The following is a 13715-nucleotide window of genomic DNA, read 5'->3' as shown; positions in this document are numbered from 1 at the left end:
TTGACAGGTCCCCCGGACGGGGCCACGTTGAGTGCATGCGCATCGGGCTCATCGGAACGGGCCGGATCGGCTCCTTCCACGCGGCGGCGCTGGCCCGCCAGGCGGACGCGGGCTCGCTCCTGCTCGCCGACGCCGACCCCGCGCGGGCGGCCCGGCTGGCCGACCGGCTCGGGGCAACGGCCGCGCCCTCCGTCGAGCAGGTCTTCACCTGGGGGGTGGACGCCCTGGTGGTGGCGTGCGCCACCGAGGCGCACGCGGAGCTGGTCCTGCGGGCCGTGCGCTCCGGGCTGCCGGTGTTCTGCGAGAAGCCCCTCGCCCCGGACCTGCAGCGCACCCTGGCGGTGCTGCGCGAGGTGGCGGCGGTCCGCGGTGTGCTCCAGCTGGGCTTCATGCGCCGCTTCGACGCCGGCTACGGCACGGCGCGCGAGCTGGTCCGCTCGGGGGCGCTGGGCCGGCTGCACACCGTACGGACCACGACGGCCGATCCGGCGCCGCCGGCCGCCGCGTACCTGGCGACCTCGGGCGGGCTGTTCCGGGACTGCCTCGTGCACGACTTCGACATGGTCCGCTGGGTCACCGGGCGCGAGGTGACCGAGGTGTACGCGACGGGCTCGGACGCGGGGCCGCCCCTCTTCCGGGAGGCGGGCGACATCGACACGGCCGCCGCGGTCCTCGTCCTGGACGACGGGACGCTGGTCACGAGCACGGGTACGCGGTGCAACGGCGCCGGGTACGACGTGCGGATGGAGCTGGCCGGGGAGCTGGACCAGATCTCGACCGGGCTGGACGACCGTACGCCCATCGCCTCGGCCGAACCGCACGGCCCGCCCCCGGCGACCAAACCGTGGTCCGGGTTCCTGGAGCGGTTCGCCCCCGCCTACGAGGCCGAGCTGGCGGCCTTCGTCCGGCTGGTGCGCGGTGAGGGCCCCAATCCCTGCGACGGCCCCGAGGCGCTCGCCGCGTTCCGGGTGGCGGAGGCGTGCGAGCGCTCGCGCCGGGAGCGGCGCCGGGTCGGTCTCGAGGAACTCCCCGGTCTGTGACGTCGGAGGCATGGGGCAACCCTAGGGGCGCGGCCGCCTCGCGGAGGGTCCCGTTCCGGCCAATCGGTCAGGCTGAGGTGCGACGGCCCCAGGCGGTGCCGCCGAGCACCAGGACCACGCCCGCGAGGCCGGCCGGTCCCAGGTGCTCACCGCCGATGACGATGCCCGCGGCGGCCGCCCAGAGAGGTTCGGTGCCGAGCAGCAGGCTGACGCGGGAGGGCGAGGTGCGCCGGACGGCCCACATCTGCACGAAGAAGGCGAAGAGGGTGCAGAAGACGGACAGGAAGGCGAGCCCGGCCCACTCGGCGGCCCCGAACCCGGCGGCGGCCGACCAGGGGCTCGCACCGGTGCCGGGCACCGCGGCCAGTACGGCGAACACGGCGACCGCGCTGCCGAGCTGAACGGTGGTCAGGGAGAGCGAGTCGGCCTCCTGCACGGCCTTGATCCGGGCCATCAGCAGGACGTGCAGGGTCCGGGCGAGGGCGGCGCCGAGGATGAGGAGGTCGCCGAGGCCGGGGGCGGTGATCCCGCCGCCCTGGGTGAGCAGCACGACGCCGGCCACGGAGACCGCGGCGGCCCCCAGGAACCCGGCGGAGGGGCGTGACCTGCGGACGGCCGCCTCGGCGAGCGGGGTGAAGATCATGGTCAGGCTGATGATCAGCCCGGCGTTGGTGGCGGAGGTGTGGACCACCCCGTAGGTCTCCAGCAGGAAGATCCCGCCGAGTACGAGTCCCAGCACCCCGGCGCCGCGCAGCTGGGCGGGGGTGAGCGCGCGCAGCCGCCGCCGGCCCGCGACCACCAGGACCGGCAGCACCAGCGCGAAGCGCAGGACGAGCACCGCGATCACGGTGTGGGTGGTGGTGATCCCCTTGGCGGCGAGGTAGCTGCCGCCCCAGACGACGGCGACGAGCAGGACCGGGAGGTCCGCCAGCCAGGCCCTGCGGGGGGCGAGGGCGGGCACGGGGGCGGCTGCGGAAACGGTGGACACCGGGTCTCCAACGGCAGGAGGAGGTGGAGGCTTCGGCGGCTCGCACGGGGGTGTCGACGCTATCGGACATGATCGCCCCGGTCGAGTGGTTATCCCGGGTCGGCTCCCCGCTGACCTCGCCTTTCTCCGTTCAGGAGGTGACCCGTCCAGGAGGTGGCCCGCTCAGGGGTCCGTCCAGGAGGTGACCCGTTCAGAAGGTGCCGAAGGCGGCGCGGCCCGTCGGGCGGTAGGTGTGGATGGCGGTGCCCCGTGCGGTGGTGCGGGAGGCGAGCAGTTCGCACGCCGTGGGCAGCGCCCCGGCCGGGAACAGCCGGCGGCCCGCGCCCAGGAAGACCGGGAAGACCAGCAGGTTCAGCTCGTCGACCAGATCGCGCGCCAGCAGCCACTGGGCGAGCGCCCCGCTGCCGTGCACCTGGAGCTCGGCGTCCCCCTCCAGCCCGTCCTTGACCTGGACGATCTCGGACTGGAGCTGCTCCCCGTCGATGACCGTGGTCCCGGCCCACCCGGGCTCCTTGAGGGTGGTCGAGGCCACGTACTTGGGCAGCCCGTTGAGCCGGCTCGCGATCGGGTCCGCCGGGTCGGTGTGCTGCGGCCAGTAGCCCGCGAAGATCTCGTAGGTGCGGCGGCCGAGGAGGAAGGCCCCGGCCCGGTCGAAGACCTCCGTCATGAATGCCCCCATGCCCTCGTCGTCGAAGGGCACCAGCCAGCCGCCGTAGGCGAACCCGCCGCTGGGATCCTCCTCCGGCCCTCCGGGGGCCTGCATCACGCCGTCGAGGGTCAGGAAGGTGGTGAGGGTCAGCTTTCCCATGGCTCCGCGCTCCTTGGTCCGTCCGCATGCAATCTGTACCCGTTCAGACTCCCGGGCGGCCCGGAACTCATCGGAGCGGCGCGCGGGAGATCAGACCAGCCAGCGGCCGTCCTTCATCAGGTCGCGGCCGGCGATCTCGTTCGCCTCGCGCCAGGCCTGGATCCACACCGGCTCGATCCGGAAGTACGGGTAGGGCGTCTTGAGGCTGCTGGGATCGAAGCCGGATTGGGCCGCGAAGGCCTCGATCTCGCCGGGGGCGAGCTCCGCCGCCTCCAGCACGGTCGCGGCGCCCTCCACGAGGACCACGTCGCGGGTCGTGCCGAAGGCCAGCCGGACCCGGCCGCCGTTCTCGGCGAGGTTGCGCCCGGTGGGCAGGGTGCGCCCGGTGGACACCAGGAACGTCGTGCCGTCCCACCGGAACGAGAGGGGCACCATGCACGGGACGCCCCGGCCGTCCGCGGTGGCCACCCAGACGTCGATGTCGTTCTCGAACCGGGCGGTCGTGTCCGCACGGCGCTGCTGCGGCGTGCGCGGCTCTTCGGCTGTCAACGTCCGTCTCCTCAGGGTGTCTTCGGGTGCGTAGGCGCACCCTAACGGGGCACCCGGAAGGAGACACCGGAGGGAGCACTGGGTCCGGGAACGCCGCAGGGGCGCACCGGCGAGCGGTGCGCCCCTGCGGGCTGATGAACGCGCCCGGGGGTGTCGGCCCCCGGGGCGGTCAGCGTGGTGCGGGAGGGGTGGCGTCAGCCGCCCAGCTCCTGGTGACGGGCGGCGTGCGCAGCGGCGCCGGCCTCCGTCAGGGCGCCGTACAGGCGCAGGCGGGAGAAGCCGCCGTCCGGGAAGATGTCGATGCGGACGTGCGTGCCGACCGCCGGGGCGTCGAGCACGAAGCGGTGGTTGGTGTCGGGCTGCAGGCGGGTGCGCGGCAGGAACTCCGCCCACTCGCCCTCTTCACCGGTCTTGACGGACAGCGAGGCCCAGCCGGCCGAGTTGCCCTTGAGGTACGCGGTGTCGATCTCGACGGCGCGGATCTCGGACTCGGCGACCAGCTCGTAGCGGATCCAGTCGTTGCCGTTGTCGCGGCGACGGGCGGTCTCCCAGCCGTCGTCCATCTTGCGGGAGCGGCCCGGGTTGATGGTGTTGGTCGGCGGGGAGTAGAAGCGGTTGGACGCGTCCTGGACCGAGCCGCCGTTCTCCAGCGCGACCACGTCGAACGTGCCCAGCGCGGCGAGCCACTTGGGGTCGGTGCGGACCTCGCCGTAGACGCGCAGGCGGGCGACGCCGCCGTCCGGGTGCTGGTTGAGGCGCAGGTGCGTGAAGCGCTGCTCGACGTTGACCTCGAAGCCGTTGGCCGCGTGGCCGCCGACCGGGGTGCGCTCGACGAGGGTCGTCCACTTGACGTCGTCGGAGAGCAGCTCCGCCTCGGTCGGGGAGCCGGCCACCGAGGCGCCCTGCACCGATACGGCCTGCGGCATGTTGCCGCGGAAGTGGGCGGTGTCGACGACGATGCCGCGGATGACGCCGGGGGCGCCCAGGCGGATCAGCGCCCAGTCGTGGTCCTCGGGGGTCGGCCAGGGCTGGGTGGCGGAGATGCCGCGGCGGCGGCGGGTCTCCCAGCCGTCCATGACCTTGCCCTTGTGGCCGAAGTCCTCGGGGTCGAAGTGCGCGGCCTCTTCGATCAGCAGGTTCTCGCGCTGGGCGAAGAACTCGTCGTTGGCGGCGATGACACCGGCGCCGAGCGCACGCGCGGCCAGGTTCGCGTACTGGGTGAACGGGAAGTCCGCGGTGCGGTAGTCCGCGTACGGGTCGCCGCCCCCGTACGGGTTCGCGTTACCGGTGAAGGATTCAATCGCCACAGTCAGTTCTGCCTTTCAAGGAGTCGGCCGGTGGGCTCGGACGGGGTGCCGTGGTCGGCGATCTGCGTACCGCGCAGCCAGGTGGACTTCACGACGCCGTGCAGGGTCTTGCCCGCGTACGCCGTGACCTGGTTGCGGTGGTGCAGGTGCGCCGGGTCCACGGTGAAGGTCTCTTCGGGGGCCAGGACGGCGAAGTCGGCGTCGCGGCCGGCCTCGATCGCGCCCTTGCCCGCCAGACCGGCGAGGGCGGCCGGGGCGGCGGACATCCAGCGGACGACGTCCTCCAGGCTGCGGCCGCGCTTCTTCGCCTCGGTCCAGATCGCCGGGAGGCCCAGCTGGAGCGAGGAGATGCCGCCCCACGCGGTGGCGAAGTCGCCGGTCTTGAGGTCCGCGGTGGAGGGCGAGTGGTCGGAGACGATGCAGTCGATCGTGCCGTCGGCGAGCGCGTCCCACAGGACGTCCTGGTTGGCGGACTCGCGGATGGGCGGGCAGCACTTGAACTCGGTGGCGCCGTCCGGGACTTCCTCGGCCGTCAGGGTCAGGAAGTGCGGGCAGGACTCGACGGTGATCTGCACGCCCTCGGCCTTGGCGGCGGCGATCAGCGGCAGCGCGGAGGCGGAGGACAGGTGCAGGACGTGGACGCGCGCGTTCAGGCGCTTCGCCTGGTCGATCAGGTTCTGGATCGCGGTGTTCTCGGCGTCCTCGGGACGGGAGGCCAGGAAGTCGGCGTACTTGGGGCCCGGGTTCTGCGGCGCGGACTCCAGGTGGTGCGGGTCCTCGGCGTGCACGATCATCAGGCCGCCGAAGCCGGTGATCTCGGCGAGGGAGTTGGCCAGCTGCTCCTGGTCGAGCTCGGGAAACTCGTCCACGCCGGAGGGCGACAGGAAGCACTTGAAGCCGAAGACGCCGGCGTCGTGCAGCGGGCGCAGGTCCTTGACGTTGTCCGGCAGCGCACCGCCCCAGAAGCCGATGTCCACGTGCGCCTTGGTCCGGGCCACGTCCTGCTTGACCACCAGGTTGGCGGTGGTCGTGGTCGGCGGCAGGGAGTTGAGCGGCATGTCGAGGATGGTGGTGATGCCACCGGCCGCGGCGGCGCGGGTGGCCGTCCAGAAGCCTTCCCACTCCGTGCGACCGGGGTCGTTCACGTGGACGTGGGTGTCGACGAGGCCGGGCAGGAGCACGTCGTCGCCGAAGTCCTCCAGCCGGGCTCCGGCCGGTACGTCGGCCTCGTACGGCAGCACGGCCGCGATCTTCCCGCCGGCGACGGCCACCGAAGCGGCACGCGTCCCCTCGGGGGTGATGACGCGCGTCGAGCGCAGTACCAGTTCCACAGCCAGGTCGGACACCGGAACCTCCCCATCTACTTCCACAGAGCGAAATTCAACGTTCTGTTGACGGAGTCTTCACCCCGATCCGGACCCAGTCAAGAGCGCCCGGACGGACCACTGACCCGCCCGCATCGCAATTGGATGTTTCCACAGGATGGAATTAAGATTTCGCTATGCAGAATGTAGCTATCACCACCGGGTGCTGAACGGGTAACTTCCCGAGGATGTCCGCCACCAGGACAAACCGCCTCTGACCGGCGGCGACGGGCTTTGCCCCGGCTCTAGGGCCGACGCCGACCGACCGGTAGGCTGCTTGCTTGCCTGCCAGCACCGAAAGGACCGCGCCGTGCCGACGTCCAGCGCCAGCACCACCGACGCCTCCAACAAGCCCACCGCCGCCAGCGGTGGCGTCCAGTCCCTTGAGCGCGCCTTCGATCTGCTCGAACGTATGGCCGACGCAGGGGGCGAAGTCGGCCTCAGCGAACTCTCCGCCGCCAGCGGTCTGCCGCTGCCCACCATCCATCGCCTCATGCGCACCCTCGTGGCGTGCGGCTACGTCCGGCAGCAGCCCAACCGACGGTACTCCCTCGGCCCCCGGCTGATCCGCCTCGGCGAGTCCGCGTCGCGGCTGCTGGGCACCTGGGCCCGCCCCTACCTGGCCCGCCTCGTGGAGGAAACCGGCGAGACGGCGAACATGGCCCTGCTCGACGGGGACGAGATCGTCTACGTCGCCCAGGTGCCGTCCAAGCACTCCATGCGGATGTTCACCGAGGTCGGCCGCCGCGTACTGCCGCACTCCACCGGCGTGGGCAAGGCGCTGCTCGCCTACACCCCCGCCGACGAGGTCCGGGCCCTGCTCGCGCGCACCGGGATGCCGGCCGCGACCGAGAAGACCATCACCACGCCCGAGGGCTTCCTGGAGGCCCTGGAGCAGGTCCGCAAGGTGGGCTACGCCGTCGACGACAACGAGCAGGAAATAGGGGTCCGCTGCCTCGCGGTCTCCGTTCCGAACTCGCCGACCGCCGCCGCGATCTCCATCTCCGGCCCGGCCGGCCGGGTGACCGAGGCCGTGGCCGAGTCCTTCGTGCCGATCCTGCAAGGCGTCGCGGCCGAGCTGTCGGTGGCCCTGCAGAGCCAGAGCCCGGCGTAGGACCGCACGGGGCCGCGCAGGACCCCGTAGGGCCACGCAGGACCCGCTCGGACACCCCGACGCACGCGAAGGCCCCGGCCGCCCCTTGGAGGGGCGGCCGGGGCCTTCGCGTGCGTCGCTACGCGGCCGGGACGGTCTCCGTCAGGCGGCCGTCGGTCATGGTCGCCGTGCGGTCCATGCGCTCCAGGTGCACGTGGTCGTGCGTGACGAGCACGGTGGCGGTGGAGCGGTCCCGGGTGAGGGTGATCAGCAGGTCGAGGACCGCGGCGCCGCGCTCGTGGTCGAGGGCGCTGGTGGGCTCGTCCACCAGGAGCACGGAGGGCTCGTTCATCAGCGCGCGGGCGATGTTGATCCGCTGGCGCTGCCCGCCGGAGAGCTGGTGGGGCCGCTTGTCGGCCTTGTCCGCCAGGCCCACCGAGTCCAGCAGCTCCAGCGCCCGCTGCCGCAGGGCGCGCGGCGGGCGGCCGGAGAGGTGCGCCATGACCTGGAGCTGCTCCACGGCGGTGAGCGAGGCCAGCAGGTTCGGCTGCTGGAAGACGATGCCGATCTTCTCCCGGCGCAGCACCGACTTCTCGGCCGCGGTGAGCTCCGCGGTGTCCTGCCCCGCGACGACGATCCGCCCCGAATCGGGGGTGACCAGGGTGGCGGCGACGGCGAGCAGGCTGGACTTGCCGGACCCGGAGGGGCCTATCACGGCCGTCAGGGTGCCCGCGGGCACCTCCAGGCGGACCGCGTCGAGGGCGGTGAGCCGGGCATCGCCGTCCTCGTAGGTGAGGGTGACGTCGTGGACGAGCAGGGTCATCGGGCGCTCCCGAGAGCGGTCAGGGGGTCTACGGCGGTGATCCGCCGGATGGACAGGGCGGCGCCCAGCGCACCGAGCGCGATCATGACGGCGGCCGGGATCAGCACGGTGGCGGCGTCGAGCACGAAGGGCACGGCGCCGCCGCTGATCAGCGCGCCGAACCCGGCGGCGAGGGCGGTTCCCGCCCCCGTACCGATCGCCAGCATCACCACGGCCTGCCCGAGCGCGTCCTTGAGGAGGTACGGGGTGGAGGCACCCAGTGCCTTCAGCACGGCGATGTCTCCACTGCGCTGGATCGTCCACACCGTGAAGAACGCCCCGATGACGAGGGCGGAGATGGCGAAGAGGAAACCGCGCATCAGCTGGAGCGAGCCGTTCTCGGAGGTGTAGGAGCCGATCGCGCTCAGCGCCCCGTCGACGGTCTGGGCCTCGGTGCCGGTGGCCTTGTCCCCGGCCGCCCAGTCGACCGCGCCCGTACCGTCCAGGGCGACGACGGTGGCCACGGTGTCGATGGAGGTGCCGGGGTTGCCGACGCGCTGCCAGTCGTTGAGGTCCATCCACACCACCGGGGTGTGGCTGTAGGCGGCGGTGCCGGAGACCGAGGCCACGGTCAGCTCGACCGGGCCGATCCTGAGCTTGGCGCCGGCGGTCAGTGCGCCGAGCTCCTCGGCGGCCTTCTCGGTGAGGACCACCTGCCCCTGGGCGAGGCCGCTCCCCCGGGGCGGCAGGGGCCCGGCCGGGTCCACGCCGAAGGCGGACACGGCCGCCGTGCGCTCACCGGAGACCGCGTTGGTGGTGCGGATGCCCAGCGGCTGGGCGGAGGTGACCCCCGGCTGTTCGCGCCAGGTCCGCCAGGCCTTCTCGGGCACCTGGGAATTGGTGAAGGAGACCTTCTGGTCCCCGGCGGGCGCCGCGAAGGCGAGGCGGGTGGTGGACGGCAGGCCGGTGATGGCCGAGATGTTCTCCCGGGCCAGGCCTGCGGTGAGCCCGGACAGCAGGCCGACCAGCAGTGTGATCAGCAGTACGACCGAGCCCATCAGGGCGAAGCGGCCCTTGGCGAACCGTAGATCTCTCCATGCGACGAACATGCATCCCACCTTGGTCTTCGGCGTGGACACAAGGCATCGCGCCACAGTAGGGATCCTGGTATCGAAGGGCGCACCGGGACATCAATCCTTTGGTTGACCGGGGCCACCGGACGCGGACTTACGCTGGTCCGGAAATGACTCCTGTTCCCCCCTCCCCGAACCCCTCCCCGGACCCCTCCGCCGCGGCCGTGGCTGTGGCCCCGGCCGGCCGCACCCTCACCCCCGTCTCCCGCGTCCTGCGGCTGTGCCTGCACGCGCTGCTCTTCGGCCTGCTCGCGCTCGCCGCGGCGCGGGCCGTCACCGACTCCGCACCGCTCGCGGGCTGGGTGGTCGCGCTCTGCGCCGTACTGGCCGCCGTGTACGTGGCGGGCGTACGCGCCCCCTCGGTGCACCGCTCGCCGCGCGCCGGAGCGGTGTGGCTGGCCGCCCTGGGCGCGGCCTGGGCCGCGCTGCTGGTGGTCTCCCCCGACGGGCTGTGGATCGCCTTCCCGCTGTACTTCCTGGAGCTGCACCTGCTGCGGCTGCGCTGGGGGGTGACGGCCGTCGTGCTCACCGCCTTCGCTGCGATCGGCGGGTTCCTCGCGCACAGCGGCGCGGTGACCCCCGGGGCCTTCCTCGGGCCGCTGCTGGGCGGAGCCGTGGCGGTGGCGACCGTACTGGGCTACGAGGCCCTCTACCGGGAGAGCGAACGGCGCCGCGAGCTGATCGAGGAGCTCATCACCACCCGCGCCGAGCTGGCGGCCGCCGAGCGGGACGCCGGGATCCTGGCGGAGCGCGAGCGGCTCGCCCGGGAGATCCACGACACCCTGGCGCAGGGGCTCTCCTCCATCCAGCTGCTGCTGCGGGCGGCGGAGCGGACCCTGCCCGAGGGCGCCGCGGCCCTGCCCCACATCGCGCGGGCCCGCGAGGCCGCGCAGGAGAACCTCGCCGAGGCGCGACGCTTCGTAAGGGCCCTCACGCCCCCGGACCTGGAGCACGGCTCGCTCCCGGCCGCACTGGAACGGCTGTGCACGGGCGCTCCGGGCCCCCGGGTCCGCTTCTCCCTCAGCGGCACGGCCCGCCCCCTCCCGACCCCCTACGAGGTGGCGCTGCTGCGGATCGCGCAGTCGGCGCTGGCCAATGTGGTCCGCCACGCGGGGGCCGGCCGCGCGGAAATCACCCTGAGCTTCATGGACACCTCGGTCGCCCTGGACATCGTCGACGACGGCAAGGGCTTCGACCCCGGGTCCGCCCCATCCGGCGACGGCGGCTTCGGCCTGCCCGCCATGCGCTCGCGGACCGAGACCCTGGGCGGCCTGTTCACGGTCGAGTCCTCCCCCGGCCAGGGCACCGCCGTGGCCGTCACCCTGCCGCTGCCCCTGGAGGCCTCCTGATGACCATCCGGCTGCTGCTCGCCGACGACCACCCGGTGGTCCGGGCCGGGCTGCGCGCGGTACTGGACACCGAGTCGGACTTCGCGGTGGTGGCGGAGGCCGCGACCGCGGAGCGCGCGGTGGAGCTGGCGGCCTCCGCGGGGGTGGACGTGGTCCTGATGGACCTCCAGTTCGGCCCCGGACCCGGTATGCACGGCTCGGAGGCCACGGCCCTGATCACGGCCCGGCCCGCGGCCCCCCGGGTGCTGGTCCTGACCACCTACGACACGGACGCGGACATCCTGGCGGCGGTGGAGGCCGGCGCCTCGGGCTACCTGCTCAAGGACGCCCCGCCGGAGGAACTCGCGGCGGCCGTGCGCACCGCGGCGGCGGGCCAGTCGGCCCTGGCCCCGGCGGTGGCCCTGCGCCTGATGGACCGCATGCGGACGCCCGCGGAAGCCCTGACCAAGCGCGAGCTGGAGGTCCTCCAGCTGGTCGCGGACGGCCTGTCGAACCAGCAGATCTCCAAGCAGCTCTTCCTGAGCCAGGCCACGGTCAAGTCCCACCTGGTCCACATCTACGCCAAACTCGGCGTCGACTCCCGCACCTCGGCAGTAGCCGCAGCCGCCACCCGCCGCCTGATCCGCACGCCGTAGCCATTCCGGCCCCGCAGGGCCACCGCTACGCGACCCAGTACGGCCGCTCCACCGCCGAAGGCAACGGCACGCCGTCGTGGAAGGCCTCCGCGAGGCGGCGTACGCCCTCGTCCAGCCGCTCCGCGTCCAGCGTGTACGGGATCCGCAGCCGGTGCTCGAAGGTCCCGGGATCCACCCCGAAGCGCGCGCCCCGCCCGATGTGCACCCCGGCCGCGGCCGCCCGCTCCGACAGTGCGGAGCTCACCGGCTCGCCCAGGTCCACCCAGAGCGACAGCCCGCCCGGCGGCAGCTGCCAGGACCACTCCGGCGTGTGCCGCTCCAGCGAGGCGACGAGGGCCGCGCGCTGGCCCCGTATCTGCTCCAGTCGCGCCGGGAGCGAGCGCTCCAGCCCCTCCAGCAGCGGCAGGGCCACCAGCTGGTCGAGTACCGATCCGCACATGTCGGACGCCACCCGTACCGTCGTCAGCTCGGTGATCATCTTGGCGGTGGCCCGGATCCACCCGACCCGCAGCCCGCCCCAGTGCGTCTTGCTGAGCGATCCGATGGTCACCACGTGGTCGGCCCCGCCCCTGGGTGCCAGCGAGGCCGTCGGGGCGGGCGCCGGCACGTCGAGGGCGATGTCGGCGATGGTTTCGTCGACCACCAGCCAGGTCCCGGTCCGCCGGGTCGCCGCGAGCAGTCGCAGTCGCTGCTCCTCCGGCATCAGCGCGCCGGTCGGGTTGTGGAAGTCGGGGATCACGTACGCGAGCCTCGGCACGGTCTGGCGCAGCATGGATTCGGCGATCTCCAGGTCCCAGCCCGCGTCGGAGACGGCGATGGACCCGGTGCGCAGCCGGGCGTGCCGGATGGCGTCGAGGGCGTTGGCGTAGGTCGGGTTCTCGGTCATCACCCGGTCCCCGGGCCGGCACAGCAGGCTCACGACCAGCGCGAACGCATGCTGCGCCCCCGCCGTGACGAGGATCTGCTCCGGCCGGGTCGCCAGTCCGCGCCGGGTGAAGCGTTCGGCGATGGCGGTGCGCAGGTCGGGCAGGCCGAAGGGGTGGTAGCCGGGGTGGCGGGCGAGCCCCGGGAGCCTGGGCGCCGCCCAGGCCACGGCCTCCGAGAGGGTGCCGTCGGGGGCTCCCATGGCGGCGATGGCCAGGTCGATGCCGGGGTCGCCGTCGGCGCGGCCGCCGGTTCCCCCGATGAGGGCGTGCGCGCCGACCGGGTCGTGTCCCTCGGGGAGCTCGGTCCAGGTGCCGGAGCCGCGCCTGCTGCGGACGTAGCCGCTCTCGCGCAGCAGGTCGTAGGCGCCGGTGACGGTGGCCCGGCTGGCGCCGACCGCTTCGGCGAGCTCGCGTTCGGCGGGCAGCCGTACGTGCAGGGCGACCCTGCCGTCGAGGATCAGGGTGCGGACGGCGTCGGCGAGGGCCCGGTAGCCGGGGCGGGCCAGCACCTCGGGCGGGAGGAGCGCCGCGAGCTGGCGGCTGCCGATCGTCCTGTCCGCTGTCTGGACCACTCGCCCGTTTGCCATGCCAACCTCCCCTGATTGGCTCTGCCGTCCAGGCCAATCCAGGTCCAGACTCGCTGTATTGGCCCCCGATTGGCAAGGAGTCTCAGCGATGTTGACCGACCGTGACGAACGGGGACTGCTCGCAGCCGCCGAGAACCGCATCGCCGAGCCGCTGCGCATCGGGGCGGCGCTGGCTGCCGTACGGCGCCTCGTGCGGCGCGAGCGAGAATCGGTGACATGTCACGCCACACCAGCGCCCACGGCACCCCGGACGCCGCAGACGACACCGGCCGCGCAGACCACGCAGTCCGCGCAGAAGGCCGCGCAGGCGACGACCCCGCTCCCCCGCTGATCGCCGGCCTGCTCCTCGCGGCCGGCGGCGGCCGGCGGCTGGGCGGCCACCCGAAGGCGCTGCTGCCCTACCGGGGCCGCCCGCTGGTGGAGAACGCCGTACGGGTCCTGCGCGAGGCCGGCTGCGGCCCGGTCCACGTGGTGCTCGGCGCCTCGGCCGCCGAGGTGCGCGAACGCGCGGACCTGAGCGGCTGCGTGGTGGCGGACAACCCGGACTGGGCCGAGGGCATGGGCTCCTCGCTGCGGGTCGGCCTCGCCTCGCTGGCCGGTACGGGCGCCCGCGCGGCCCTGGTGTCCCTGGTGGACCAGCCGGGCATCGGCCCGGAGGCGGTGGCCCGGGTCCGGGCGGCGTACCGCTCCCCGGCGAGCCTGGTGGCGGCGGCGTACGGAGGCGAGCGCGGGCACCCGGTGCTGTTCGGGTCGGACCGCTGGCCGGACATCGTGGCGACGGCCACGGGTGACAAGGGCGCACGGGTGCACTTGTCGGCGCACGTGACGGAGCTCACGCTGGTCGAGTGCGGGGACGTCGCGGAGGCCTTCGACATCGACACGCCGCCCGACCTGGCACGGCTCATCTGAGCAGGACCGGAGGCAACCTTGAGCGGGCTGTGACCGCTATGGCACTGAGGGCCACCAGGTAGCGGAATCTGTCGACCCAGAGAATCTCGACATCAACAAACCATTGAACTTCCACCATGAGGAAATTACTATCCACTGGTCAGAAGCGCCCTGAACCCCCAGACGGCGCCCGCGACCGTATCCGGAACTCTCCACACCCGACGGCACTGCGTGCCGTCCAGCGCG

At 73.1% G+C, this 13715-nt stretch carries 13 protein-coding genes; 5 read left to right on the top strand and 8 right to left on the bottom strand.

Annotation, left to right across the window (positions count from 1 at the left end):
* The first annotated feature begins 35 nt into the window (after positions 1-35).
* Positions 36-1040, top strand: a complete 1005-nt coding sequence (locus OG490_RS29850; RefSeq protein WP_330299364.1) for a Gfo/Idh/MocA family protein — start codon at positions 36-38, stop codon at positions 1038-1040.
* Between the two features lie 67 nt (positions 1041-1107).
* On the opposite strand, the gene OG490_RS29845 is transcribed toward OG490_RS29850, so the two are convergent.
* The 5 genes from OG490_RS29845 to allB form a co-directional block, all read right to left on the bottom strand.
* On the bottom strand, positions 1108-2028 hold the full coding sequence (locus OG490_RS29845; RefSeq protein ID WP_330299363.1) for a DMT family transporter: 921 nt from the start codon (positions 2026-2028) through the stop codon (positions 1108-1110).
* 190 nt (positions 2029-2218) lie between these two features.
* Entirely contained in the window at positions 2219-2836 is a 618-nt protein-coding gene (locus OG490_RS29840) for a dihydrofolate reductase family protein (RefSeq protein WP_330299362.1), read from the bottom strand.
* A 90-nt stretch (positions 2837-2926) separates the two neighbouring features.
* Positions 2927-3385: a pyridoxamine 5'-phosphate oxidase family protein gene (locus OG490_RS29835; RefSeq protein ID WP_330299361.1), complete on the bottom strand. Its 459-nt coding sequence runs from the start codon at positions 3383-3385 to the stop codon at positions 2927-2929.
* 194 nt (positions 3386-3579) lie between these two features.
* Positions 3580-4692 carry an allantoicase gene (gene alc, locus OG490_RS29830; RefSeq protein ID WP_330299360.1) on the bottom strand — a complete coding sequence of 371 codons (1113 nt, stop codon included), beginning with the start codon at positions 4690-4692 and terminating at the stop codon, positions 3580-3582.
* A gap of 2 nt (positions 4693-4694) precedes the next feature.
* Positions 4695-6029 (bottom strand): allantoinase AllB, encoded by a 1335-nt coding sequence (allB, locus tag OG490_RS29825; protein ID WP_443065990.1) that lies wholly within the window; start codon positions 6027-6029, stop codon positions 4695-4697.
* 337 nt (positions 6030-6366) lie between these two features.
* On the opposite strand from allB, the gene OG490_RS29820 reads away from it, so the two are divergent.
* Complete coding sequence (locus OG490_RS29820) at positions 6367-7170, top strand: IclR family transcriptional regulator (protein ID WP_330299358.1); 804 nt, start codon at positions 6367-6369, stop codon at positions 7168-7170.
* Positions 7171-7288: 118 nt separating this feature from the next.
* Here the strand turns inward: OG490_RS29820 and OG490_RS29815 are convergent, their stop codons facing one another.
* Positions 7289-7972, bottom strand: a complete 684-nt coding sequence (locus tag OG490_RS29815) for an ABC transporter ATP-binding protein (protein ID WP_330299357.1) — start codon at positions 7970-7972, stop codon at positions 7289-7291.
* Positions 7969-9060, bottom strand: coding sequence for an ABC transporter permease (locus OG490_RS29810; protein ID WP_330299356.1), 1092 nt, complete (start codon positions 9058-9060; stop codon positions 7969-7971). The genes OG490_RS29815 and OG490_RS29810 overlap by 4 nt, the downstream gene beginning before the upstream one ends.
* A gap of 134 nt (positions 9061-9194) precedes the next feature.
* Between OG490_RS29810 and OG490_RS29805 the strand changes: the two genes are divergently transcribed.
* Together OG490_RS29805 and OG490_RS29800 are read left to right on the top strand one after the other, a co-directional pair.
* Positions 9195-10433 carry a sensor histidine kinase gene (locus OG490_RS29805; protein WP_330299355.1) on the top strand — a complete coding sequence of 413 codons (1239 nt, stop codon included), beginning with the start codon at positions 9195-9197 and terminating at the stop codon, positions 10431-10433.
* The gene (locus tag OG490_RS29800) at positions 10433-11068 is read left to right on the top strand and encodes a response regulator transcription factor (protein ID WP_330299354.1); all 636 of its coding nucleotides are present in this window, start codon (positions 10433-10435) and stop codon (positions 11066-11068) included. Before OG490_RS29805 ends, OG490_RS29800 begins: the two co-directional genes overlap by 1 nt.
* A 25-nt stretch (positions 11069-11093) precedes the next feature.
* Here the strand turns inward: OG490_RS29800 and yczR are convergent, their stop codons facing one another.
* The gene (gene yczR / locus OG490_RS29795) at positions 11094-12581 is read right to left on the bottom strand and encodes a MocR-like transcription factor YczR (RefSeq protein ID WP_330299353.1); all 1488 of its coding nucleotides are present in this window, start codon (positions 12579-12581) and stop codon (positions 11094-11096) included.
* Between the two features lie 327 nt (positions 12582-12908).
* Here yczR and OG490_RS29790 point away from each other — a divergent pair, with 327 nt between their 5' ends.
* The gene (locus OG490_RS29790) at positions 12909-13490 is read left to right on the top strand and encodes a nucleotidyltransferase family protein (RefSeq protein ID WP_330301123.1); all 582 of its coding nucleotides are present in this window, start codon (positions 12909-12911) and stop codon (positions 13488-13490) included.
* The last annotated feature ends 225 nt before the right edge of the window (positions 13491-13715 follow it).

The organism is Streptomyces sp. NBC_00503, assembly GCF_036346895.1.
GTDB lineage: Bacteria > Actinomycetota > Actinomycetes > Streptomycetales > Streptomycetaceae > Streptomyces.
Note: the sequence above shows the minus strand (reverse complement) of the source record. Positions and strands in the feature narration are given on the sequence as shown.